The 25,802-nt window shown below is 58.3% G+C and carries 17 protein-coding genes, 2 tRNA genes and 1 pseudogene; 6 read left to right on the top strand and 14 right to left on the bottom strand.

The genetic code is table 11. The features are described 5' to 3' along the window. Positions 1-180: 180 nt before the first annotated feature. The 3 genes and pseudogenes from CAQU_RS12510 to CAQU_RS00090 form a co-directional block, all read right to left on the bottom strand. Positions 181-723, bottom strand: a pseudogene (locus tag CAQU_RS12510) (IS3 family transposase); the annotation flags it as partial. Positions 724-738: 15 nt separating this feature from the next. Further along, positions 739-900, bottom strand: coding sequence for an IS3 family transposase (locus CAQU_RS12790; RefSeq protein ID WP_169836007.1), 162 nt, complete (start codon positions 898-900; stop codon positions 739-741). A gap of 427 nt (positions 901-1,327) precedes the next feature. Continuing rightward, a complete protein-coding gene (locus CAQU_RS00090; protein ID WP_075724160.1) occupies positions 1,328-2,674 on the bottom strand; it encodes an IS256 family transposase in 1,347 nt (448 codons plus the stop codon). A gap of 196 nt (positions 2,675-2,870) precedes the next feature. Here CAQU_RS00090 and CAQU_RS00085 point away from each other — a divergent pair, with 196 nt between their 5' ends. The 4 genes from CAQU_RS00085 (at position 2,871) to CAQU_RS00070 (ending at position 8,372) form a co-directional block, all read left to right on the top strand. After that, entirely contained in the window at positions 2,871-3,173 is a 303-nt protein-coding gene (locus tag CAQU_RS00085) for a hypothetical protein (protein ID WP_075724157.1), read from the top strand. A gap of 38 nt (positions 3,174-3,211) precedes the next feature. Further along, positions 3,212-4,558, top strand: a complete 1,347-nt coding sequence (locus tag CAQU_RS00080; RefSeq protein ID WP_075724155.1) for an IS256 family transposase — start codon at positions 3,212-3,214, stop codon at positions 4,556-4,558. A 338-nt stretch (positions 4,559-4,896) separates the two neighbouring features. Then, complete coding sequence (locus CAQU_RS00075; protein WP_075724153.1) at positions 4,897-6,606, top strand: ATP-binding cassette domain-containing protein; 1,710 nt, start codon at positions 4,897-4,899, stop codon at positions 6,604-6,606. Beyond that, the gene (locus tag CAQU_RS00070) at positions 6,606-8,372 is read left to right on the top strand and encodes an ATP-binding cassette domain-containing protein (RefSeq protein WP_084562611.1); all 1,767 of its coding nucleotides are present in this window, start codon (positions 6,606-6,608) and stop codon (positions 8,370-8,372) included. The genes CAQU_RS00075 and CAQU_RS00070 overlap by 1 nt, the downstream gene beginning before the upstream one ends. A 1,078-nt stretch (positions 8,373-9,450) precedes the next feature. Here the strand turns inward: CAQU_RS00070 and CAQU_RS00065 are convergent. The 4 genes from CAQU_RS00065 to gyrA form a co-directional block, all read right to left on the bottom strand. Beyond that, positions 9,451-9,523: transfer RNA gene (locus tag CAQU_RS00065), tRNA-Ala, on the bottom strand. A gap of 8 nt (positions 9,524-9,531) precedes the next feature. Continuing rightward, positions 9,532-9,608: transfer RNA gene (locus CAQU_RS00060), tRNA-Ile, on the bottom strand. A gap of 292 nt (positions 9,609-9,900) precedes the next feature. Beyond that, positions 9,901-10,236 carry a DUF3566 domain-containing protein gene (locus tag CAQU_RS00055; protein ID WP_075724149.1) on the bottom strand — a complete coding sequence of 112 codons (336 nt, stop codon included), beginning with the start codon at positions 10,234-10,236 and terminating at the stop codon, positions 9,901-9,903. Then, the gene (gene gyrA, locus CAQU_RS00050) at positions 10,236-12,797 is read right to left on the bottom strand and encodes a DNA gyrase subunit A (protein ID WP_425429710.1); all 2,562 of its coding nucleotides are present in this window, start codon (positions 12,795-12,797) and stop codon (positions 10,236-10,238) included. The genes CAQU_RS00055 and gyrA overlap by 1 nt, the downstream gene beginning before the upstream one ends. A gap of 298 nt (positions 12,798-13,095) precedes the next feature. Between gyrA and CAQU_RS00045 the strand changes: the two genes are divergently transcribed. Both CAQU_RS00045 and CAQU_RS00040 read left to right on the top strand, forming a co-directional pair. Beyond that, entirely contained in the window at positions 13,096-13,314 is a 219-nt protein-coding gene (locus CAQU_RS00045; RefSeq protein WP_075724145.1) for a CopG family transcriptional regulator, read from the top strand. After that, the gene (locus tag CAQU_RS00040) at positions 13,268-13,588 is read left to right on the top strand and encodes a hypothetical protein (RefSeq protein ID WP_075724143.1); all 321 of its coding nucleotides are present in this window, start codon (positions 13,268-13,270) and stop codon (positions 13,586-13,588) included. Before CAQU_RS00045 ends, CAQU_RS00040 begins: the two co-directional genes overlap by 47 nt. 473 nt (positions 13,589-14,061) lie before the next feature. Here CAQU_RS00040 and CAQU_RS00035 read toward each other — a convergent pair whose 3' ends face one another. The 7 genes from CAQU_RS00035 to dnaA form a co-directional block, all read right to left on the bottom strand. After that, positions 14,062-16,518 (bottom strand): hypothetical protein, encoded by a 2,457-nt coding sequence (locus tag CAQU_RS00035; protein ID WP_157108821.1) that lies wholly within the window; start codon positions 16,516-16,518, stop codon positions 14,062-14,064. A gap of 5 nt (positions 16,519-16,523) precedes the next feature. Then, positions 16,524-17,243, bottom strand: coding sequence for an ABC transporter ATP-binding protein (locus CAQU_RS00030; RefSeq protein WP_084562607.1), 720 nt, complete (start codon positions 17,241-17,243; stop codon positions 16,524-16,526). A gap of 234 nt (positions 17,244-17,477) precedes the next feature. Beyond that, positions 17,478-19,496 (bottom strand): DNA topoisomerase (ATP-hydrolyzing) subunit B, encoded by a 2,019-nt coding sequence (gene gyrB / locus CAQU_RS00025; RefSeq protein ID WP_075724137.1) that lies wholly within the window; start codon positions 19,494-19,496, stop codon positions 17,478-17,480. A 168-nt stretch (positions 19,497-19,664) separates the two neighbouring features. Then, complete coding sequence (locus CAQU_RS00020) at positions 19,665-20,162, bottom strand: DciA family protein (RefSeq protein ID WP_075728170.1); 498 nt, start codon at positions 20,160-20,162, stop codon at positions 19,665-19,667. Between the two features lie 92 nt (positions 20,163-20,254). After that, positions 20,255-21,541 (bottom strand): DNA replication/repair protein RecF, encoded by a 1,287-nt coding sequence (recF, locus tag CAQU_RS00015; protein ID WP_075724135.1) that lies wholly within the window; start codon positions 21,539-21,541, stop codon positions 20,255-20,257. A gap of 115 nt (positions 21,542-21,656) precedes the next feature. Continuing rightward, positions 21,657-22,841 carry a DNA polymerase III subunit beta gene (dnaN, locus tag CAQU_RS00010; protein ID WP_075724133.1) on the bottom strand — a complete coding sequence of 395 codons (1,185 nt, stop codon included), beginning with the start codon at positions 22,839-22,841 and terminating at the stop codon, positions 21,657-21,659. Positions 22,842-23,841: 1,000 nt separating this feature from the next. Beyond that, on the bottom strand, positions 23,842-25,719 hold the full coding sequence (gene dnaA, locus CAQU_RS00005) for a chromosomal replication initiator protein DnaA (protein ID WP_169836006.1): 1,878 nt from the start codon (positions 25,717-25,719) through the stop codon (positions 23,842-23,844). Between the last annotated feature and the right edge of the window lie 83 nt (positions 25,720-25,802).

The raw sequence follows: 25,802 nt of genomic DNA, 5'->3' as shown, positions 1-25,802 counted from the left end.
CTCGCCAGCAGCTCCCAAACCTTCGCCCTTCTCGAAGCCGAAAGCAAATGGCCCAAAGGTCGTGGGGTTGAGTTTCGCACGCTTATTCAGTGAGTTGATCTCCGTGGGGCATTCCAAATGTTCACTGCCGTAGACACGGTTTAAGTTGCAGGTGGGGGTGCGGACTGTTTTCTGGACAGTTTAGACCGCCAGCATATGTTGATGCTCTGCGATAGTCATTCCATCAAGGGCATTACTGATTCGGGAATTGTTACAGAACTGAAGGTAGTCTTCAACAGCTTGAGCTAGTTCTGTTTTCTTCGACCATTTGTAGTCATGAAACATTTCCACTTTCAAACGGCCGAAAAACCCTTCACAAGCAGCATTATCGGGGCTGCATCCTTTTCGTGACTTCCACTGTTGAAACCCGACGGTCTTCGCTGCCTCGAACCAGTTCCTGCTTCGATACTGACATCCACGGTCGGAATGAATAACGAGCTTTTTCGGATCATCAGGTGGATTGTGCTGCAACGCTTTCTGCAAGCTTATGTCAACCAGCATTTGGTCAGGATTGAACCCCACTGCCCAACCCACGACTTTTGAATCGAAGCAATCAATCAGCGCGGACAGGTACACTTTGCCGTCATCAGCAGCCATTTCGGTGATATTAGTAAGCCAAAGTCTGCCTGGCTTAGATGCAGAGAACCTTTGCTTGAACAGGTTTGGTGCGGCAGGCGCGATCTCACCTTTGTAACTGCTTTAGCGGGCTTTAGCGCGTTTGTATCGCACTGGGATGCCATCTTCTTTGATGATCTTGCAGATCACCTTCTCACTGACCACGATGCCTTCCCGTGCAAGGGAGTATTTCAGTCGTCGATACCCATAGGTACATCGCGAGCGGGTGGCATGTTCAGCGATCATCTCCCGCAGTTCGCAGTACTTATCCGGTTTCTTCGAGGCTTGGAGTTGGTAATAGAAGCTAGATGGTGAAAGCTGAGCAGCCTGCAAAAGCATCTGCAGAGGTAGCTTATGTCGCAAAGCGTCGATGACCTGCGTTTTATTCCGATTGCTCAGTTTGCCGGGTACGACGCTCTCGTCTTTTTTATAAGCTCGAGCTCCTTGTCGACTAGTGCCTTTTCAACAGTTAGTTGCGCAAGTTGTCGCTTCAGTTCGTCCACGTCATCAGGCAAGGATGCCTCAAGACTTGCCCGAGTTGGAAAACCAGTCTGTTCTACTCGTTCCCGCTTCGTCATCAACCCCCACTTTCCCTTTTCACGGTAAATCTGCGCCCAACCATAAACGTTCATCTTCGAAGAGTGTGTCAAGTTTTTTGTGTGTGAACTTCGGCTTACAGGTAAGGCTCGAACCGATCCGGGTAATGTGCTGACAGCTGATTGATGGCCGCAACCCACCCAGTCACACGCACCCCCTCAACAAACCGGCTCGTTCCCGCACGGGCACGCCCGGCCTTCTTTTTCGTTTTCTCCGCCTGCCGGTCCTCGATGTGGCAGATCATCAACCACAACGCCTTGACCGCGGCAGCATCATTAGGAAACTGCCCCCGATTCCTTGTCGCTTTACGCAACTGCGCATTCATCGACTCGATCGCATTCGTGGTGTAGACAACCTTCCTCGCCTGCGGCGGGAACTGCAAAAACGGTATGAAACGCTCCCACGCATCCCGCCAAGCCTTCACCGCCTGCGGATACTTCAGCCCCATGTCGCTGGCATCAAACTCGTCCAAAAACGCAAGCGCCTGCTCTGCCGTTGCAGCGGTGTAGATCTTCTTCAAAGCAGCCGCGACCGCGCTACGGTCCTTTGCCGCCACCCACYGCAGTGCGGTGCGGATCAGGTGCACCACACAGGTCTGCACCATCGCATCAGGCCAGGTGGCCTGCACCGCCTGTTCGAAACCTTTCAGCCCATCACAGCAGACGATGAACACATCTTTGACCCCACGGTTAGCCAACTCCGCACAGACCTGGGCCCAAAACGCCGCGCCCTCATTGTTTGCGATCCACAGCCCCAAGATCTGCCGGGTACCCTCCATGGTGATGCCGACCGCCATATAGCAGGCCTTGTTGACGACCCGGGCACCATCACGGATTTTGATGCGCAAAGCATCCAGGTAGATCACCGGGTAGAACTCCTCTAAGTCCCGGTGCTGCCAGGCAAGTACCTCATCTAGGACCTGGTCGGTGATCTGGGAGATCGTCTCATGCGACAAATCCACACCCAACGTGGTGGCCAGGTGGTGCTGGATGTCACGAAGGCTGGTGCCTGCGGCATACAGAGAGATGATCAGGTCGTCGACATCGGTGATCCTGCGGGCTCCTTTGGGCACCATCCGTGGGGTGAAGCTGCCGCTGCGATCCCTGGGCACGGTGATGTCGATAGGCCCGTACTGGGACTGGACGGTTTTGTTGTAGGAGCCGTTGCGGTGATTGTCGGCCGTGCCGTGGCGGGCTTTGCCTGTGCGGTCTCCTGCTTGGTAACCGAGGTGGGCGTCCATTTCGGCTTGCAGTGCGGTGTTGATCCCGGTCTGGATCATCGAACGCACCATGTCGTTGATGTCGGTTGATGATGTGGCGAACTCTTTGAGGATCTCGGCGAGTTCAGGGCTGGACATCAGTCGCTTCTCTAGTTGTTTAAGCCGGGCTTTGTCTTGCGGGTCGCGGGTGGTCATGGTGGTCATTGTGGAGCATCCTCCTCGATGGCTGGTGATTTAACACGTCACACACAAACCATCTGACACTCTCCACAAGATCTACAGATATCTTTTATTGAGCAGTCTTGACACCTAGCAGCATTTTACTTTTTCCACTGTGCACTTACAGGAAATCGGAGCTTTATTTTCGGGGATGCGGACAGAATCTTGGAGGATTTTGTCCATGGCTAATCGAAAGTACTCAGCGCGTGAGGTTGCCACCGCGTTGAAGAAGTACGACGAACTCAAATCGATGACGAAAACTGTCCGTGCTCTTGGATACCCGGGACGTTGGACCTTGCATAAATGGGTCAGGGAACGGAACACGCCTAAGGAAAAACCGTTTAGGCACAAACATCTGAGCCTTTATCCCTTCGAAGTCAAGCTCCAAGCTGCGAAGATGTATCAGGCTGGTGACAGCCCTGCTTCCATTGCCGACAAGCTCCAGATTCGTTCGAAGAGAGAGTGTCAGATGGTTTGTGTGTGACGTGTTAAATCACCACCCATCGAGGAGGATGCTCCACAATGACCACCATGACCACCCGCGACCCGCAAGACAAAGCCCGGCTTAAACAACTAGAGAAGCGACTGATGTCCAGCCCTGAACTCGCCGAGATCCTCAAAGAGTTCGCCACATCATCAACCGACATCAACGACATGGTGCGTTCGATGATCCAGACCGGGATCAACACCGCACTGCAAGCCGAAATGGACGCCCACCTCGGTTACCAAGCAGGAGACCGCACAGGCAAAGCCCGCCACGGCACGGCCGACAATCACCGCAACGGCTCCTACAACAAAACCGTCCAGTCCCAGTACGGGCCTATCGACATCACCGTGCCCAGGGATCGCAGCGGCAGCTTCACCCCACGGATGGTGCCCAAAGGAGCCCGCAGGATCACCGATGTCGACGACCTGATCATCTCTCTGTATGCCGCAGGCACCAGCCTTCGTGACATCCAGCACCACCTGGCCACCACGTTGGGTGTGGATTTGTCGCATGAGACGATCTCCCAGATCACCGACCAGGTCCTAGATGAGGTACTTGCCTGGCAGCACCGGGACTTAGAGGAGTTCTACCCGGTGATCTACCTGGATGCTTTGCGCATCAAAATCCGTGATGGTGCCCGGGTCGTCAACAAGGCCTGCTATATGGCGGTCGGCATCACCATGGAGGGTACCCGGCAGATCTTGGGGCTGTGGATCGCAAACAATGAGGGCGCGGCGTTTTGGGCCCAGGTCTGTGCGGAGTTGGCTAACCGTGGGGTCAAAGATGTGTTCATCGTCTGCTGTGATGGGCTGAAAGGTTTCGAACAGGCGGTGCAGGCCACCTGGCCTGATGCGATGGTGCAGACCTGTGTGGTGCACCTGATCCGCACCGCACTGCGGTGGGTGGCGGCAAAGGACCGTAGCGCGGTCGCGGCTGCTTTGAAGAAGATCTACACCGCTGCAACGGCAGAGCAGGCGCTTGCGTTTTTGGACGAGTTTGATGCCAGCGACATGGGGCTGAAGTATCCGCAGGCGGTGAAGGCTTGGCGGGATGCGTGGGAGCGTTTCATACCGTTTTTGCAGTTCCCGCCGCAGGCGAGGAAGGTTGTCTACACCACGAATGCGATCGAGTCGATGAATGCGCAGTTGCGTAAAGCGACAAGGAATCGGGGGCAGTTTCCTAATGATGCTGCCGCGGTCAAGGCGTTGTGGTTGATGATCTGCCACATCGAGGACCGGCAGGCGGAGAAAACGAAAAAGAAGGCCGGGCGTGCCCGTGCGGGAACGAGCCGGTTTGTTGAGGGGGTGCGTGTGACTGGGTGGGTTGCGGCCATCAATCAGCTGTCAGCACATTACCCGGATCGGTTCGAGCCTTACCTGTAAGCCGAAGTTCACACACAAAAAACTTGACACACTCATCTTGTGTCTCGGGTAGTGAGAAAGGAAAACTAATCCCAGAATTTGAATCTTGCGGATGGATTATAGGGTTCTACGAGGGGATTTTGGATCATATAGGAAAAGACTTTTTCGGCAATAGAGGGGAGAGGGGTGAAATGAGCTATGCAGAAAGAAACCTTATCTGAATTGGTAGAGCTTGCTGTTCTTATCAAGAGTGAGACTATCACCGAGTCCGTCATTGAGGACTGCGGTGGTGGTCCTAACCTTTGTGGCAAATAGAGAGGGTGATTGGGGGAGGGGTTCTACCCCTCCCCCTCTAGGGAATGATCAAAACTTCGCTTCCTTTTTTCCTGGAAAAGTCATATCCAATATTTTCAGTTTCAATTCTGTTGACACTGACTTCTCGGGCTTTCCAACTGGTTTTGATTCTTCTTATTTCTCATATTGCAGGTCGCGCTGCAGAGGGTGATGCAGAGCTCATCGACTCCATCATTGCGATTGTTCCGTTGCTGGTGGGTATCCCACTGCTCGACGCTGCAGCTGATCACTGTATTTACCGTCTTCAGCACGCTATCCAACTTCACCTACAACCGGCCGCGTTGGATTACGATCTCAGGCATCCTGGCAGTCGGCTCACTGAGCAAGCACAGTCATGGGTCGGCCAAGAGGGAGTCTCGTTAGTTTTTTATGTTCTTCAGCAACGGCTCAGTGGAATCGTCTCGCTCATCGTTTTGTGTAGTTGGAATATCCCACTTGGCTTTCTTGTCGGATTGTCTGTCTGGTATTCAGGCACAGTCACTGCGCGATACACGGCAACCATGCAAAAAGAACTTGAAGGAACTACCGATGAACCGGCCCTTCGTTCGCATTTTTATTGGCAGACACTCACCTCACCAACCTTTGCTGAAGAGCTCCGCCTTTATGGTCTTGGTCAGACGCTAGCCACACGCCTAGAAACCACTTCTGCTGAGAAACAAGACGGTGCGAAGAGTCGTTCTCAGCGCTTTTGGAAACTCAACCTTCGCGCCAGCATTCCCTTTATTGCCGCTGTATTGATCTACTTCGGTTGGAACCTGTTTGCTGCCGATATTGATTATGCTGCTTTTCTCAGTGCAGTCATTATCGCTTTCCCTGGACTAGCAGGGCTTGGCAGTCTTGGTTCTATCCAGGTGCGTGCACACGAATTTGATGAACTTATTGCAACGGTCTCAGCTCGTCCTGCTCTGCCGAGTTCACCATCATTGCTTCCCGGTTCCGCATCGACACACACCGATACGACTGCTGGTGATTCCGTTGTGGACATGCGGGATGTGGTGTTTTCCTATGGTGATAGACCAGTACTCGACCACCTGAATTTCAGGGTTGAACCTGGGGAAAAAGTCGCCATTGTCGGTGAAAACGGAGCAGGTAAATCTACCTTGATTAAGCTGCTTATTGGCGAGCTCCAACCAGATTCTGGCAGTGTTTTTCTAGCTGAACGCAACCCGAATGCTCTCACTAATAGCGATTGTGGTGTGGGGCTGGTGGCGCAGGACTTTATGAAGCCACCCTTTGTCACCTCCGATGCCATCGAGCTGGGACGAGACAATCTTCATCCGCAGCAATCAGCGATCATCACAGGTCTTGGTATCGATACTTTCGGTGAACAGCGTGATGAAAACACTCAGTATTCACGGGGGCAATGGCAAAAACTTGCAATCGCTCGCGCACTGGTGACCCAACCCGCTCCGTGGGGACGGCTTCTTATTCTTGACGAGCCTGCCTCTGCCCTCGATATCGGTGCAGAAAAAGCGCTGTACTCATCAGTGATTACACACGCAGATCCTACAGACAGTCTGATCATCATTACCCACCGATTGCTTTCAATTACCAACGTCGATCGCATCATTGTCCTCAAGGACGCCCAAATCAGTGAGCAAGGAACCCATCAGCAACTCATGGATTTGGGTGGGCACTATGCACACATGTACGCCGTCCAGCACGCCAGCTACACCACCGATCACGATGGCACGGATGTAGGAGGTCCACAGTAATGACAGCGAACACAGCCTCCGCACCGGTACGCCAACACTCTTTGAGCATGGTGGCGTTTTTCCTGCGTCATCTACCGCTACGAGATGGGCTAACACTGACGGTTTACAACGTTTTTAACCTGGGCACGGCCCTATATCCGACAGCTGTCACCGTGGCGCTTACCTCGCAGTTTTTGGGGATGTCGATGCCCGCCTACGTCGGTATTGTCTACTTTTTGGTAGTGACCGTCGCTCTGCATATCATGGGTCCGGCCGCTGGCAGTGCACAGCTAAACGTGGCAACACAGCTGGGACTTGTCGCCAACAAAGATATCGCCCGAGCGCTAAGTTCGACCGCCACCCTGGATGAAATAGAGCAACCACAGGTGGCAGAAGATCTAACAGTTTTCCGCTCTCGGCAAACCGTACTAGGTGAAAGCTTTGTCCGCACCTACCAGGCAATCTTTAACCTCTCGGTACCTCTGGTACTGATGGTCATCGCCGCGCTAACAAGCCCACTGACACTTTTGCTTATCCCTGCCTGCATCCCTGCAATCTGGGTAGGCGTGAAGGGTGAAAAAATGCGCGAACACGCAGAAAACGAACTGGCTCCACACCAGGTGCGCATGAACACAATGGCAGAAGCAGTCCAAGGCAAGTCAGCAGCCACCGAATTAAGAATCTATGGCGCAACGCAGTGGTACATCGATAAATATCGGCACACCACTCAACTCTGGGCGGCTCCTACCACCCGCGCAAACCTCACCATTACCTGGTTAACCGCCCTAACAACCGCACTCTACTTCGCAGTCGGGGCAGGCCTTATCTGGTCGACTGCACACAATGGAAATCTCAGTGCCACCACAGTCACCTTGATGACAGTAATGCAGCTTTCGGGACTTCTCTCCGGTATTCGTTTCGCCTACGCCGATCTTTCAAAAGCCCGCCGCGCCTATAAGCGATTCACCACCATCACCCAGCTAGAAGACAACGCAGAACCCACAAGCAATAGCCCACAGCGACAGCACACAAGTGACGGCATCATCGCATCACTGCACAATGTCAGCTACCGCTACCCCGCAGAAAAAAGCTACGCACTCGAAGACATCACTGTCGACTTCCCGGCGAACTCTCTGGTCAGCATTGTCGGATCCAACGGCTCAGGAAAATCAACCCTCGCCATGCTCCTACGCGGTGTGCGAAACCCAACCGAAGGCAAAATAACCCGACCACTACGCGCCTACAGCAACAATCATCTCAACCTGGCAGGAATCCCCCAGCAACCAGCTCGCTGGGAGCTACGCGCCTACGAAACCGCCACGCTTCCACAACAAGGCAGCAAAGCACCGCTGAATAACGAGCAGCAAGCACTCGAAGCAAGTGGCGCCACAGAGGTAATCAACAGTCTCAAGGACAAAGGTCAAACGCCACTCGGTGAAAGCTGGGAAAACCCAACCCAGCTTTCGGGCGGACAATGGCAACGACTGGGAAACGCCCGCGGATTACTAGGCACTGACACCGCGGCACTAACCGTCATCGATGAACCCACCTCAGCCCTTGACGCACTCGCTGAAGAAAAAATGGTCCGCAGTTGCCGTCAGATCGTGGAAGACTCCACCAACAACGGATCAGTCATCCTCATCACGCACCGACTATCCTCAGCACTCGCATCCGACTACATCGTCATGCTGGATAAAGGAAAAATCGTGGCAACCGGACGACCACGCGAACTGCTTACAACCCAAAACCCATTCAGCAAACTAGCTGATTTGCCTGGCGAATTTTGATGTCTTAATTGCCATAGGCATATCTCGTGGTAGGGAATCATGTAGAAAATGTTCTACAGGCGGGGTGTATTCCTCCCTTATTTGAATCCGAAGTGCAACTCATTTATACGGAGAGTATCGGCCGCGAAACTATCGCTTTTGGAAATAAGTCTCTCCGTAGCCGTGAGGCGGCTTCCTTTTCTGGCGTATTTTTGGGCGATATCCGACACGAAGCCGATCGGCAAAATCTCAGCATGCGCGATTTAGTGCAAGAGGTGTATCTGGGGATACCCCTCCGAACTTGGCACGGACAGTTATCGCAGGTGAGGTAGGGAAAGTGCGCGTGCCGGTGGGTGGTTTTTGGGCGGTTGCTGCGCAAGTTTCTCTCGACCGCTTTCGACCGGGCTTCAGGACTGCTTGCCGGGTGCGCTCGTGCTCGGGGCGCGTGGGGTGGTCGGAAATTTTTTTGCGGGCGGGCGTGTCGGCGTGTCGCGGATCTGCGTTGCTTCGGCTTTAGGGGGTAAGCCTCAAAAAGTGTGTCCGCAAACCCCGATTTAGGCGCCTTGAACTGGGGAATTAGTGGTTTTATACGGTTCGCAACCATATAAAATCTGCTACCGGCCAAAATCGAACACCGCCACCCCAACACCCCAACATGTGCTAGCCGCTTTGCGCACGTCTAAAAACCGGACCCAACCCCGCTTTGTGCAGGCCCAATAGAAGCAGGCAACAGCACAACAGAGAACATCATTGGGCTAGAAGGTTGCTTTAGCCTCCCGGCCAAGCGGTTGCTAGGTCAGCGCCGTGGCAGAGCCGTCGAACACCAACGGGTTGCGAAGACTGCTGGTTCAACCACTGCAAGAATGACTGGGAGGACTGGGAATCTAAGCCAGATCGACAGGCTGTATTTGGTGGTGCCACCAAGTGCTCGCCAAAGCCGGCTGGGGAACGAGCTCGTCACACCGCCCAGACACGACGACACGCCGGGAAAGACACACATTTTGTCGCATAACCCCGTAACCCCGAATCCGCCCCTCGTAGATACGAAAAAACCGCCCTCACCTGTAAGGATGAGGACGGCGTTTTCTATTTCATGCTGTGGAGCATAGGAGAATCGAACTCCTGACCTTCTGCTTGCAAAGCAGATGCTCTACCAATTGAGCTAATGCCCCTTTGTTCCTGGTGGGCCTAGCAGGATTCGAACCTGCGACCTCTTCGTTATCAGCGAAGCGCTCTAACCGCCTGAGCTATAGGCCCTGGGAACGAGTTAGAACTATACACAGACTATCGAAGTTGTCACAAATCGCCTGGCCAGGGGCCAAAAACTGTGTTGTTCTTATACGTTGTTGTCGTCACTGTTTGAGCGGCTTTCTCAAGCTGTGCTCGTGGAACTTCAACGACGTACGAGTTCTACTGTAGGCCATTGCAAGGTTTTGCGCTAGGGAAAGTTGTTTAAAGCAGCAGAAACTCCCCATCGCTTGCGAACCGTTGCGGGTGGGCAAGCGATGGGGAGTCTGCGTGTATGGCGCTGTGCGCCTGTGTGGGGCGTTTAGTTGCTCAGGGTGACGTCGATGGTGCCCAGGGGGCTTGCCATCTGGTTGTAGAGCACTGCAGCCAGTGGTGCGAGCACGATGCTCATGAGCACGAACACGCCGCCGAGGGCGGCGGCCACGGAGACCGCGAGCCCGAGGCTGATGAATTCTTCGCCGCCGGCGCCACCGATGATGTCGTTGAGTTTGGTCCAGATGCCGATGGCATCCATCACCATGTACACCACGGTGGTGGCGATGATGATGGCGATTTCAGCGGCGAGTCCGAAGTAGACGGCTACTCGGAATACGCTGGGTGCGCTGATGTGCTGGATGGACACTTTGCGGGTGGCCATTAGTTGTCCTCGTCTACGGGTTCATCGGCGGGTGCTTCCTCTGCGGGTACACCGTTGGCGTCGTGGGCCTCGTGTTCGGTTTCGGTGCTGTCGGGTTTGCCTTCGCTGGTGGCGGGCTTACCGGGGGTTTGTTCACCGTGTGCGACTGCTTCGGCGACTTCTTCTCCTTCGTCTTCGACGTTGCGGTCGATGGCGAGCAGTTCGACATCCTTGTCGAGGTTGACGAGGCGCACGCCCATGGTTTGGCGGGAGGAGGGTCGGATTTGGCCGACCTCGGTGCGAATGACTCCGCCGGCGGAGGTGACGGCGAAGATCTGATCGTCGTCGTCGACGACAATCGCGCCGATGAGTTTGCCGCGCTTCGGGGTGTATTTGAAGGTGGCGACACCGAGTCCGCCGCGGCCCTTTACGGGGTATTCCTCAAGCGCGGTGCGCTTGCCGTAGCCGCCGGAGGTGGCGACCAGGAGGAAGGCGTCGTCGCGGACGACGCACATGGACAGCATCTTGTCTTCGCCGCGGAAGCGCATGCCCTTCACGCCGGCGGTGGCGCGGCCCATGGGGCGCAGGGTTTCGTCGTTGGCGGTGAAGCGGATGGCCTGGCCTTCTTCGCTGACGAGCAGCAGGTCGTCTTCGGCGGAGCACAGTGCGGCACCGATGAGGCTGTCGCCTTCGTTGAGGTTGATGGCGATCAGGCCGCCGGAGCGGGCGGAGTCGTAGTCGGCGAGGCGGGACTTCTTCACGCGGCCGTGGGCGGTGGACAGCACCAGGTAGTCGGCGTCGTCGTAGCCCTGGATCTGGATGATCTGGGCGATCTGTTCACCGGGCTGGAATTCCAGCAGGTTGGCGACGTGTTGGCCGCGGGCGGTGCGGGTGGCCTCCGGGAGTTCGTAGGCCTTGAGGCGGTAGACGCGACCGTAGTTGGTGAAGAAGAGGATCCAGTCGTGGGTGGAGCACACGAAGAAGTGGCGGACGATGTCGTCCTGCTTGAGCTCCGCGCCGCGTACGCCCTTGCCGCCGCGCTTTTGGCTGCGGTAGGCGTCGACCTTGGTGCGTTTGGCGTAGCCGGTGGAGGTGATGGTGACGACGACGTTTTCGCGGGCGATGAGGTCTTCCTCGGTGACGCCACCCATGGCGGCGACGATTTGGGTGCGTCGCTCGTCGCCGTGCTTGTCGACGATCTCTTTGAGCTCGTCGCGGACGATGGCGCGCTGACGCTCGGGGCGGGCGAGGATGTCCTTGAGGTCGGCGATTTCGAGTTCGATTTCGGCCAACTCGTCGATGATCTTCTGGCGTTCCAGGGCGGCCAGGCGGCGCAGCTGCATCGCGAGGATGGCGTCGGCCTGGATGTCGTCGATGTCGAGCAGGTCTTTGAGGCCTTCGCGGGCGATGTCGACGGTCTGGGACGCGCGGATCAGGGCGATGACCTCGTCGAGCATGTCCAGGGCCTTGACCAGGCCGCGCAGGATGTGGGCGCGCTTTTCGGCCTCATCCAGGCGGTACTGGGTGCGGCGGACGATGACGTCGATTTGGTGGGCGACGTAGTAGCGCAGCATCTGGTCCAGGCGCAGGGTGCGCGGAACACCGTCGACGATGGACAGCATGTTCACGCCGAAGCTGGTTTGCAGCTGGGAGTGCTTGAACAGGTTGTTGAGCACGACGCGCGGCACGGCATCGCGGCGCAGCTGGACGACGATGCGCATACCAACACGGTCGGAGGACTCGTCGTTAATGTCGGCGATGCCGGCGATCTTGCCCTGCTTGGCCTGGTCGGCGATGTTGGTGACGAGGTTGTCCGGGTTGACCTGGTAGGGCAGCTCGGTGATGACGATGATTTGGCGCTTGCCGTCTTCCTCGATGGAGGTGGTGCCGCGCATGATGACGCTGCCGCGGCCGGTGGTGTAGGCGTCCTTGATGCCCTGGTCACCGACGATGAGGCCGGCGGTCGGGAAGTCGGGGCCCTTCACGCGTTCCATGCAGGCCTCAAGCGCGCTGGATTCGTCGGCTTCGGGGTTTTCCAGCAGCCAGAAAATGGCCTCTGCCAGCTCGTTGAGGTTGTGCGGCGGAATGTTGGTGGCCATACCGACGGCGATACCGCCGGAGCCGTTCATCAGCAGGTTCGGCACACGTGCCGGCAGGATGGTGGGTTCCTGGGTTTTGCCGTCGTAGTTGGGCTGGAAGTCGACGGTGTTTTCGCGGATGTCGCGCACCATCTCCATCGACAGCGGGGTCATGCGGCACTCGGTGTAACGCATAGCCGCCGGGCCGTCGTTACCGCGGGAGCCGAAGTTACCCTGGCCATCGACCAGCGGGTAGCGCATCGACCACGGCTGGGCCATACGCACCAGGGTGTCGTAGATGGCGGAGTCGCCGTGCGGGTGGAATTGGCCCATGGTGTCAGAGACCGGGCGGGCGGACTTCACATAGCCGCGCTCCGGGCGGTAGCCGGAGTCGTACATGGCGTACAGGATGCGGCGGTGCACCGGCTTGAGGCCGTCGCGGACCTCGGGCAGGGCGCGGCCGACGATGACGGACATGGCGTAGTCGATGTAGCTCGACTGCATTTCTTCCCGAATATCGATCGGTTCAATGCGGTCAAAGAGGTTCTCGTCGCTCACGGAGGAGATGACCTTTCAGTAAATGTGTTTCGGCTCTGTTTTCGTCGCGCACGCCCCACGGATTCAGCTCCAGCGAAACGCATCGACGGCATGCCTGAAGGCACACAGATACCGCTTATTCTACCTGCCTTTTCCCCGAAAAGCGCCCTCAGAGGCCGTCTGGGGCGAAGAAAGTCCCCGAAGCGGTATCGTTGTGGTATCACTTTGTCCCGCGTTGCCCCCCAAAGAAGCCTAGGAGCCCGAAATGGCCATGACCCTGCGCCTCACCGAGGCCCAAGATCGCGCCTTGACCCTGCTCGCCGAGATTGAAGGCACCAGCAAGCAAGAAGCCGCCAAAAGGGCGATCGTTGCCCAGGCTGCCCGCCACGTCAACGACGAGCAGGTCCGCCAGCTGGCCCGCACCCACCTTGCAGCCTATGAGGCCACCCGTCGGCGCATCCACCACGCCCGGCCCGGCAGCTAAGCCCATGAAAGCTCTCAGCCCCGAACAGGTGCTCCTCATCGCCGATGAGGTGTGCGAAGCCACCGGCGCGCAGGTGGTGGATTTCTCCGGCGTGGCCGCCCTGGCGGCGGCAACCCACGCCAAGATCCACGGGGTGGACGTGTGGGAAGGCTTTACCCATCCCGAAGCCCACCTAGAACACCTCGCCGGACGCATCGCACCACTGAGTCGCGACAATGCCACCTTCGCCGCTGTCCTGGCCGCTACCTGGCGGGACATACAAGGCCAGGAATGAGAGGCGTCATCTTTGACATCCCGCATCCCACAACACCCCCCCACATCACTGATCTAAAACACCAGTGAACTGCACAAATGCAGAACTGTCGGGGCCTGTATGGATAGCGGATCTTGCGCCGTGGGATTGCTTGTTGCCCGGCGATACCCCCAAACACCCCCACCCGCCCTGGGAAAGTTGCGAACGCTGTTCAACCATGTAACTATTGTGGCTGTTGTGACTACAGTGAACTACTGTGGCGGAAGAGTTGCAACGGCCACGGCTCGACGTTGACGGGCTACACCCCAGGTGTAGCACTGCTCAATGCCGGGCCGTTTTTCATGCCCACGCACTTTTTGGGGGTTAAGCCGGGGCGTATCCGGGGGGAAGCCAGCGGAAAAACCGGGCGAAGGCCAGGGGAAGACCAGGGGAAAAACGGGGGGGAAGGTCGGGATGAGGCTTAAGCCTCACCCCCTAAAAACCCAAACAACTGCCTAATCCTCATCCCACACACCCGGCACAAACCCCCGACGCGCATCCACAAAAGCCACCACCGCAGCAACACACACCCCACCGGCCACCGCAACATACGGCCACGGGCTCACCACCACCGACATCGCCGGATACAGCACACGCAACGCCACCTGACAGGCAAGCGAACCCGCCACAATCGCCACCCCAGCACCCACCACCGACACCCGCACAACCACCAACGCACCCACCCGCAACAACCACCGGTTAGAAACCCCCACCGCAAACAAACCCTGCCGCACCCGGTGCACCTGGCCCACGATCACCCGCAAACCACCCACCATGATCACCGCGCCCAACACCATCAACAACACCCCACCACCAACATCCACAAATGACGGACGCACCACCCCCTGCGAACGAAACACCGCAATCGTCGCCGGATCCATCAACAACACCGCCGGCGCCCCCAACGCCGCCTCCTGCTGTACTGCATCCGTATCAACAAACAAATACCTCGGATCCGCAACCACCCACCCACGGGAGACCACCCGCGAAGCCACCACCACATTCGGCAACTCCTTATCGCAAAAATTGCCAAACCGCTCATGACGCACGAACGGAACCTCAGCGGCCAGCTCAGGAGGACTAGAAGCAACAAAGCGATACACCCGCGCCACCTGACCGGCAGCATCATCCGCCGTCAACACCCCACCAGCCGCCAACACCTCCCGCTGGCGGGGCGACAACACCACAGAACACACCCGCTCAAACGCCTCCACCGACGGCACCGCAAAAATAGCGCCCTGAAACTGTCGCTTATCAAAACCCACGTGCTGCCCGGACTCATCCACAATCAAGCCATACACAAACGGCCGATCCAGCCCCACCAGCCGGGCAAAAGCACTCACCTGCTCCGGGGAAGAATCCACCACCCTAATCCCCCGCTCCGGAACACTGCTCCCAAACACCACATTCTCGTGATGAATAAACGACGCAGCAGTATTCGACAAAGCCACCGGAAACGCCCCAATCAGCGCCACCAACGCAGTCATCACCCACACCCCACGACGCCGCGACCACACAATCCGTGACGCCACATCCCACGCCGACAAACTCCCCCGCCGCCCAAGCGGAAAAACACTCACCGCCGACAACCTCACGACCAGCAACACCATCACCCCAACCATCACCACCGAAATCCGCACCCACGCACCCGGCTGCCCCACAAACAACACCCCACCCACACCCAAAACCAACCCCACCACAGCCACCAACACCCCCACATCAAACCGCGGCACCACCCACCGGCCCGCCACCGCACGCACCCCCACACCCACCAACAACCCCACCAACAAAGCCACAAAACCCCACCCCAACAACCCCACATCCACACCCCACGGACCCAACGGGCGGGACACCACCCGCTGCAATGCCGGCGCAAGCAACCACGGCAACACCAAGCCCACAACCACCCCAGCCACCGCAGCACCCACCGCCTGCACCACCACAACCACCGCAGTCTTCCCCAACAACACCCGCTCCGAAACACCACACCCACGCAACACCCGCACCACCGGAGCCAAAAACTGCACCACCGTCAACGCCACCAACACCCCCAACAACACGTTGAACAACAACACCGGATACTTCAAAAACACCGGCCGATGATCCAATGCCCCCTTTCGAGCAACCGCCTCAAAACCAGCAACGCTGTCAGCCGTCCCCACCAAATACTCCACATCATCAACCCCATCCCCCACCACACCCACACCCCGAAACGCACCCACCATCTCCCCCACCAACTCCACAAACCGCTCCCCATCACGCCCCCGCACATCCTGCCCCACCACCGCCGGAATCGCCCGAATCCCAGCAAACCCACCCGCACGTTCCCGATCCAACACAGCCCACGTGCCCGGCGCCGCCAACACCTGCTCAAACTGCTCATCTCCCTGCGGAAAACGATCCACAAAATAGCCCGTCACCACCCACGAAGCCACCGGACCAAAAGCCTCCAGCCTGCCATCTTCACCCACCACCGACGCCAAACGCTCATCCACCAGCACCTCCCCCGCAGCAGCAGGCAGTCGGCCAGAAACCACCTCAAACCGCTCAGGCGAGAAAAACGACTCCCAATCGTTTTCCACCAACCCCACAATCTTCTCCGGGGCACCATTGACCACAATCCGCGGCACATGCAACTCCACTGCCGCCGAAGGATCAACCCCCACCACCGCAGACTCCAACACCTCATAATCGGTCCCCAACTCAACCCCCAGCGCCCCTGAACCACCCACATACAACCGATACGTGGCCGCCCCTAAAACCTCAGCCTCCTTTTGTTGAGCACTATTTTCACCCATCATCGACCCCACATTAAGCATCGCTAGCGCCGCAGAGACCACCAACACCACCACCAACACCACCCGCGAACGTTGGCACCGCAACCAGGCAGTCAACAACAAATTTCTAGCCAACACCATCACCTCCCCCGCTCCACTGACACGCGCCCCTCATCCACCGTCAACCACACCGTCGCATAATCAGCCGCCCGATGATCATGAGTCGCCACCAACACCGTGCGCTGCGCTGTAGTCAGTTGAAGGAACAGATCAAAAATTTCCCGCGACGTTTTCGCATCCAACGACCCCGTCGGCTCATCCGCAATCACAAACCGCTTATCCCCCATCAAGGCGCGCGCCACCGCCACCCGCGTCTTCTGCCCACCGGAAAGCTGCGCCGGGAAACGCTGCGCCAAATCCCCCAAACCGACCGCCTCTAACAGGGCACCGGCCTCCCGCTTCGCCTGCCTCAACGCAGCTCGCCCAGAACCACCCTGAGTGACCGTCGGCAAAACCACATTTTCCTCCACCGTCAGCTCCTGAATCAGCATCGGGTTCTGAAACACCAACCCACAATGCTCCAAGCGAACCTTGCGACGCTGATTTTCCGACAAGCCAACCAGCTCAACCCCCTCCAGCTGAATCGAACCCGCCAGATCATCCGGGGTAATGATGCCCGCTATCAGATGTAAAAGCGTCGTTTTCCCCGACCCCGACGGCCCCTGCAGCACCGCAAAATCTCCCCTCCTTAACTCGCACTCCACATCACGAACCACAGTCAGCTGCTCGGCGCCACTTCGATAGGTTTTCGTCACCCCGGCCACGGCGCACACCAGGTCACCATCTGTTTGGGTCGTCATCACGCGCCTGCCTCACCTTCGAAGATGCACCACAGTAAGACCACCAACGGGGCACGCCACCATCGCCACTAAACGACAATAGATGTGTTAGTAATCAAACTTTCGTTAGAGTTGCCTCAACCTAACACGGCCAACACCCCCACAAGCCAGGCAGTGAAAAACACCACACGCCGTAGGTGAGGCGTGTGGTGTTTTTCAAGATTATTTGGCGCAGCTGCCAGCGCGCCGAAGGAACTAGATGTCCAGGAAGCGGACGTCCTTCGCGTTACGGGTAATGAAGGAACGGCGAGCAACAACATCGTCGCCCATCAAGATGCTGAACAGCTCATCTGCGCCCTGAGCATCTTCCACGGTGACCTGCTTCAAGAAGCGCACGTCCGGATCCATGGTGGTCTCCCACAGCTCCTTGGCGTTCATCTCGCCCAGACCCTTGTAGCGCTGGATGCCGTCGTCCTTGTTGATCTTGCGACCAGCAGCCAGACCCTCTTCGAGCTCCTTGTCGCGCTCAGCGTCAGAGAACGCGAAGCCCGGCTGGCCCTTCTGCCACTTCAGCTTGTACAGCGGCGGCTGAGCCAGGTAGACGTAGCCTTCCTCAATCAACTGCGGCATGAAGCGGAACAGCAAGGTCAGCAGCAGGGTGGCGATGTGCTGGCCGTCGACGTCGGCGTCGGCCATCAGCACGATCTTGTGATAGCGCAGCTTATCGATATCGAACTCGTCGTGGATACCGGTACCCAGCGCGGTGATGATGGCCTGGACCTCGTTGTTCTTCAACACCTTGTCCAGGCGGGCCTTCTCCACGTTCAGGATCTTGCCGCGCAGCGGCAGGATGGCCTGGTACAGCGAGTCACGACCGGCCTTCGCGGAACCACCTGCGGAGTCACCCTCCACGATGTACAGCTCAGATTTCACCGGATCCTTGGAGCGGCAATCCGCCAGCTTGCCGGGCAGGCCGCCGAGATCGGTGGCGGACTTGCGGCGCACCAGCTCGCGGGCCTTGCGGGCAGCCATGCGGGCGTGGGCGGACTGCACAGCCTTGCTCAAAATGGCCTTGGCCTCAGCGGGGTTGGCGTCGAACCACGCGGACACGTGCTCGTTGACCTGACGCTGCACAAAACCCTTGACCTCGGTGTTACCCAGCTTGGTCTTGGTCTGACCCTCGAACTGCGGGTCGGAGACACGCACGGAGATCACCGCGGCCAAACCTTCACGGCAGTCATCACCGGAAAGCTTGCCGTCCTTCTCCTTGAGAATCTTGTGCTCTTTGGCGTACTTGTTCATCAACGACGTCAACGCGGCACGGAAACCCTCTTCGTGGGTACCGCCCTCGTGAGTGTTGATGGTGTTGGCGAAGGTGTGCACGTTCTGGGAGTAGGAGGTGTTCCACTGCAAAGCCACCTCAACCTCTTCGCCCTCGCCCTTGGCGTCAAAAGCGATGATGGTGGGGTGCACAGCCGTCTTGGTCTTGTTCATATCCCGGATGTAGTCCTTGAGACCATCCGGGTAGTGGAAGACCTTCTTCTTCTCCTTCGGCTTTGCTGCCTTCTCGGCTGCATCATCGGAGATGGAGATCGCCTCTGCGGCGTCGCCGGCCTCGGCCAGGGCGTCGAGCTCGATTTCCTCTTCGGTGGCGCGTTTATCGGTCAGGGTGATGGTCAAGCCCTTGTTCAGGAAGGCCATTTCCTGCAGACGACGCGCGATCGTGTCGAATTTGAAGGTGGTGGTTTCGAAGATTTCGGCGTCCGGCCAGAAACGAACGGTGGTGCCGGTGCCGCGGGCCTTGCCGCCCTGCTGGAGTTCCTCCGGAACCGCCATGTCGAAGTTCTGGATCCAGTGATAGCCGTCGCGCTTAATGTCGGCCTCGACGCGCGTGGACAGGGCGTTAACCACGGAGATACCCACACCGTGCAGACCACCGGAGACCGCATAGGAATCGGAGTCGAACTTGCCGCCGGCGTGCAGCTGGGTCATCACGACCTGCACGGTCGGCATGCCCGAGGGGTGCATTTCGACGGGGATGCCACGGCCGTTATCGACGACCTCAACGCCACCATCGGCGAGAAGCGTGACATCAACGCGGTCCGCATAGCCGGCCATGGCCTCATCGACGGAGTTATCGACGACCTCCCACACCATGTGGTGCAGGCCGCGCTCGCCGGTGGAGCCGATGTACATGCCGGGGCGCTTGCGGACAGCCTCAAGACCCTCAAGGATCGTGATTGAGGACGCATCATATGAATGTTCTGCGGTCACGTTGCTGCAGCACTCCTAAATTACGTAGATATAGACTGCTCTATTCTACACGCCAAGTCCCCTATACGTGCACTGAATCGCAGCCCGCCAGACAGGCTCACAGCGCCATTTACGGGCATATCAGAAGCGGCGCATAAATGTTGGTGGGGGAAACGTGTCCTAAGCGCCCTATCCGTAGGTGTCACGGGGCCCACGCCCTTTGACGTGAAGCGGCCCTTTGCGCCAGCTTGGTGCCTTCGGCCCAAAAATATTGAGCTTGGTCACCACGCCGGGACCAACTTTTTCCGCGATGGTCTGCAAAATCTGTCGCTGCATCACCCGCAGGTTCGTCGCCCACGCCGTGGAATCACACGTAATAAACAAGGTGCCGTCTTTAAACATCTCCACCCGGGTGTGCTGGGCGATTTTCTCCCCCACCACATCGTCCCAGTGACCATGCACCCAGCCACCAGCGATTGGGGCGCGCCACCCGCGGGCGGAAATTTCCCGATCGATCAAGCCCCCAATTCCGACCGGGTTGCGGGGATTTTTTAGTGCCCGACCGTCAGGACCGGTGGGCCGCCCGAGCCGGCGCACCGGGGAGGTGCTCTTTTTTTGGGGTGTGCGCGTCACCGGTCGCGCCATATTGGGCAAGGACCCATTAGCCCGTTGGGCCTGCTGACGCATGCGAGCAAAAGCCTCCGCGATCGCATCCGAGCCGGCAGCAGCCTGTGCCTCGTCTGCGTTGTCGGGCTGTTGGTGTGGCTGTTGTGTTGCCATTAGTGCTGGCCCTCCTCGACTGCGCTGTCCTCGGCACCTTCGGTACTTGTTGCTTTTTCTGCAGGATCCAGGGTGCCCGTCTCGGTGGTGTTGGGAGCGGCTTTTTCGGCGTCCAGCACGCTATAACGGCCGGCTGGGTCATCGATGGCGGTCACCGTGTGGGTGACCACCTCACCGTTGGAGGTGTGCAGGTTGTCGGGAAGATCCTCCGGCACGGCAGCGGTGATGAGCACTTGCTCCGCGTCGAGGGCAATACTGACCAGCGCGCGCCGGCGACGGGCATCGAGCTCAGCAAAGACATCATCCAAGATGAGAACCGGATCGGTTCCGTCATTTTTGAGCAGTGAGTACACCCCCAGGCGCAATGCCAGCGCATAGGACCAGGTCTCGCCGTGGGAGGCGAAGCCTTTGGCGGGTTGGGTTCCCAAGTTCAGCGCGATGTCGTCGCGGTGGGGGCCAACGAGGGTCATTCCGCGGTCGATTTCTTTGTTGCGCATCTGCCCCAGCTGCGCGAGCATCGTCGCTTCGATAAGGGCAATATCTTTGAGCTGGTCGTAAGTTTCAACCTGCACTACTGATTCGTAGTTCACGTGGGCTGGGCGGGATTCCGGCGCGAGCGTCGAATAGGCCTGGCTGATGTGTTCTTGGAGTTCGTCGAGTGCGTGAACGCGCGCGGCGATGACTTGGGCGCCGAGTTGGGCGAGTTGACCGTCCCACACATCGAGGGTGGCCAGGGCGCTAGCACCATCGGCGTCCGAATAGCCTTTGCGCAGCGCCGCGTGTGCGGTTTTCAATAGCGCGGTCCGCTGCTTGAGCACCTTGTCGTAGTCTGCTTTCACTCCGGCAAGGCGGGGGGTGCGCATGGCGATCACATCATCGAGCCAGGCGCGTCGGATGCCGGGTTCGCCGCGTACCAGGGAGAGATCTTCTGGCGCGAATAGCACGGTGCGTACCACGCCTAGGATTTCGCGGGGTGAGTTCACCTGGGTGCGGTTGAGGCTTGCGCGGTTGGCACCTTTGGCTTTGATCAGCAGATGCGCGGTCAGTTCGCGTCCTTCATTGACCGCGGTGGCTGAAATGCGTGCGTGAGCTGCGCCGTCACGCACCAGCGGTGCGTCTTGGCTGACGCGGTGGCTGGCCAGGTGGGCGCAGTAGCCAACGGCTTCCACAATGTTGGTTTTTCCATGGCCATTGCGCCCAACAAAGACGGTCACACCGGGGGTTAGTGACACATCGAGTTCGGGCCAGGAGCGGAAGTCTTTCAAGACCAGTCGGCGAATGTACACGTGGTCTCGAGGTCTCCTTCCTGCTCTGTTAACAAACCGGGTGAGTCCGGGTGAGTTAGGTGGATGCCGGTGGCCATGTGGTTGTTAGCCACCGGCGGAAAGTCACGCGTGCGGTTTAGGACGGCAAACGAACCGGCATGAGGACGTAGCGGAAGTCGTTATCCGGGGTGAGGTAGTCGCCCTGATCGTCCTGGGCGAGTTCTTCGCCGTTGTAGGCGACGAGGATCGCGGGGCGTTTGGCTTCGGTGAAGCCAAACATGACCTTGTCGCTGTTGAGAACGCCCAGGCCATCGCGCAGGAAGCTGGAGCGGAAGGCGGTGGCGACTTCTTCACCGTGCAGTTCACAGGGCAGGGTTTCCTCGGCGTGTCCGCCGGCGGTACCGGCGGATAGCACGACGTGGTCGGAGTGGAAGTGCATGCGAATTTGGGATTCGCTGCGATCGGTCACCAGGGATACGCGGCGCAGTGCGTCGACCAGGGACGGGATGTCCATGATGACAACGGAGCGGTTGGTGGCGGGCAGCAGCGGACGGTGGTTGGGGAACTGGGCGTCCAGCAGGCGGGTGGTGGTGCGGCGTGCTTCGACGCGCAAACCAAACAGGCCGTCTTGGCCGATGGCTTCGCCGTCGCCGATGGCGATTTCGACCGGGTCGGGCATGTTGGTGTCCAGGGTGCGAGCGTTGTCCATGAGGGTTTTCGCCGGGACCAGGACGGTTGCTTCACCGATGCCGGGTTGCGGGTTCCACTGCAATTGGCGCACGGCAAGGCGGAAACGGTCGGTTGCAACGAGGGTGACTTCTTCGCCGGAGATAATGACATTTACGCCGGTCAGCATGGGCAGTGCGTCGTCTTTGCCGGCGGCCATGGCGACCTGGCTGACTGCTTCGACGAACAGCTTCGGGTCGATGGTTCCGGTAATTGCAGGAAGCTGCGGCAGCTGCGGGTAGTCCTCCAGGGGGATGCTGGGAAGCTCGAAGCGGGAGGAACCACAGCGGAAGATCACGGTGGAATCGTCCAGCTGCACATCGATCGGCTTGCTGGGCAGGTTGGAGACAATCTCGGAGAGCAACTTACCGGCGACGGCGATGCGTCCGGTGGTGTGCACGATCGCGGGGATGCGCACCAGGGTGGAGACTTCGTAATCGAATCCGGCGAGCTCAAGGCCTTCATCGTCGGCGGTAATCAGCATGCCTCGAAGCACAGGCTGAGCAGGCTTGGCGGGAAGATTCCTCGCCACCCATCCGACAGCGTGCGCCAGATCGTCTTTGGCTACCTGAAACGACACAGCTTGGACGTCCATGCGGGAGGCTCTCCTTGGAAAATCAATAAAACAGCGACATGCTTCGCGGACCTAGCTTGTGTAATTCCACCAATGACAAGCCCATTGGCAGGTGAAATGACACATATGAGCTTCGAATGTGGCTCATCGAGGGTGTGCAGAACATGTAATTCCATGTCCTTGAAACACCCGCGTGACTGTTCACCTGGGTCTGCTTCTCATCGAGAATACGGCAGCTATCGCCGCGACAGCGGTTCAAATAACAAACTACCGGTACCCACCCCCCAACAATCAACCTTTGCTGACTGACTTTTGTCATTTCGATGCTCGCGCGCTGTGGCGCGACGAGACTCGATGTTCACACACCCTGTTTCCCTTAGGTTTTCTTTTAGGTAAAAAGTTGGCAACTACAGTAAGTCCTGTTCAAGCTGTGGATTTACCCTTTTCTTGCGTGGTCAGATGTGTTTTCGGATCTGTGCGTCAGGGTGTGGATGAAGTGTGTGTAACTCTCTTGCCCTGTGGATAACTTTCCGCGCCTCGATGTTGTGCACAGCAGGGGCCGAATTACACCACTATTCATCCACCGAAGAATCGGGGTTATGCACAGGCGTTTAGGGCCGCCGCGCGTCCCATTTTTATGGCGAAGATCACCGAATTACAAAAATGTAATTACACAGCTGTGGGTAACTCTGTGGATAACTATCTTCTCTGCAGGTGATGGTTCTAACCCACGTCCCTCCGCCACCGTCAAAAGCCATATGTTGCCCCCCACAATGGCTTTTCGTCTTCGCGTAACCGGTGGCTGACCCGCGGTGCTCTCTCAGTCGGGCACATCCGCCGTCGTGTCGTGTGCCTTGCTGACCACTTCCCTTCTCAGCGGCAGCAATAATCACGGGCTCTTCGTGCGGTGCCAATGACGGGCTTGGGCTCAGCGCAAAGGCAAAACCGCCCCAGGGACATTCATCTTTACGGTGGTGAAGATGAATGTCCCTGGGGCGGTAGGTCGATTGTTGTGCTGGGGTTAGCTGGGGATTGCGCGTCCACGGTTTTTGACGTTTTGGGTGAGCACCTGGACCTCGTCGTAGATGCTGCGGTCTTCACTCATGGTCTCGCTGATCTTGCGCACGGCGTGGATCACGGTGGAGTGGTCTTTGCCGAAAGCTTCACCAATTTTCGGCAGGGACAACTCGGTCAGCTCGCGGCACAGGTACATGGCCAGCTGGCGGGCGCGGACCACATTGCGAATCTTGGACGAGCCGCGCAGCACATCGATGGGAACCTCGAAGTATTCGGAGGTGGCCTCGAGGATCATTTGCGGGGTGATAACCACATCGGCGGCTTCCGGCATGATGTCGCGCAGTGCGACCTCAGCCATATTCATGTCGATGGGTTCCTTAATCAGCGAGGAGTACGCAGCAACACGAATCAAAGCACCCTCGAGCTCACGAATCGAGGACTCGAAGCGGCTGGCGATCAGTTCCAGCACGTCGCGACTGACGGTGGTGCCGTCAATTTGTGCCTTCTTCGACAGGATCGCGATGCGGGTCTCCAGGTCTGGCGGCTGAATATCGGTGATCAAACCACCTTCGAAGCGGGTGCGCAGACGATCGGTCAGGGTGGTCAGCTGCTTCGGCGGGCGGTCGGAAGACAGCACAATCTGCTTGTTGGCCTGGTGCAGGGCGTTGAAGGTGTGGAAGAACTCTTCCTGGGTTCCTTCCTTACCGACCAGGAACTGGATGTCATCGACCATCAGGATGTCCAAGTTGCGGTAGCGGCGCTTGAAGGATTCCTGGCGGTCGTCGCGCACGGAGTTGATGTAGTCGTTGGTGAACTCTTCACTGGAGACATACTTCACGCGCAGGCCCGGCTGCAGGATTTGGGCGTAGTTGCCGGCGGCGTGCAGCAGGTGGGTTTTGCCGAGACCCGAGCCACCCCAAATAAACAGGGGGTTAAAGGCGTTGGCGGGGCTTTCGGCCACGGCCACCGCAGCGGCGTGGGCGAAGCGGTTGGAGGAGCCGATGACGAAGGAGTCGAAGGTGTATTTCGGGTTGAGGGTGCCTTCGGCGTTGGGGTCGTGGGCGGGCTTTTCGCGCGACAGTCGCTGTTCGGGGTGCACGTAGAGCGGCGGCCGGGTGCCGGACTGTTGGGTGTTGGCGGCGGTTGCCCCGGCCTCAGCCACGTGCGCCCAGGTCGGCTCGACGTGGGGTTCGCCAGTGTGCTGTACCGGTCGGGTGGGATCCGGCATGGGCGGCTGCTCTTGCTGTGGCTGCTGCTGGTAGCTTGGCTGCGCCTCGGCTGGCTGTTGGGCCTGGTGGCTTTGCTGCTTGGCCAACTCTAGGGCCAAATCCGCTGCACTCATCTGGCCTGGGGAATCGTATTGGCCGGGTGTTACGCCTAGGTCAGGGCGCTGCACCGGTGGCTGCGCGGGCTGCTGTTGCTGCTCGGGCTGTTCGGTATAGGAGTGCGTTTGGGAATACTGCGGCGTGCTGGGCTGCTGTTGGGTTGCCTGGTGGTTGTTCCACTGCTGCGAGGAGTTGTCCTCGGATTGGGTGTGGGTCTGCGTCGGCTGTGCAGGTTGGGTGGGTGCCGGATTTTCGTGCGCCGGGGGTGTTTCGGCGTGGGGCTGTTCGGGCGTGACCGAGACCGCAAGCTGCAGGGGTTGGCCGACTTTGCGGGTCAGAATGTCGGTGATGATGCCAGCGAGTTCTTTTTCAATGACATCGCGGGCCATGGCGTGCGGGGTTGCGATCACGGCGTAGCCCGGAACCAGGGCGACGGGGTGGGTGATCTTCAAAAACGCCTTTTGCTGGGCAGACAGCGGCGGGTAGGGGGAATCGGCGGAACACAGTTCGGCGACGACAAGAGGCCAGATTTTGTCAATGGTGGTGTTATCTGGCACGTGGTTCCTTTACAGCGGTTGGCGAAAACGGACGGCACTTCAATAGATGGGCGAAAAAGGAAAACCCTTTTCGCGCCCTCCAT

The organism is Corynebacterium aquilae DSM 44791, from assembly GCF_001941445.1.
Lineage (GTDB): Bacteria > Actinomycetota > Actinomycetes > Mycobacteriales > Mycobacteriaceae > Corynebacterium > Corynebacterium aquilae.
This window is presented reverse-complemented; position numbering and strand designations above follow the sequence as displayed.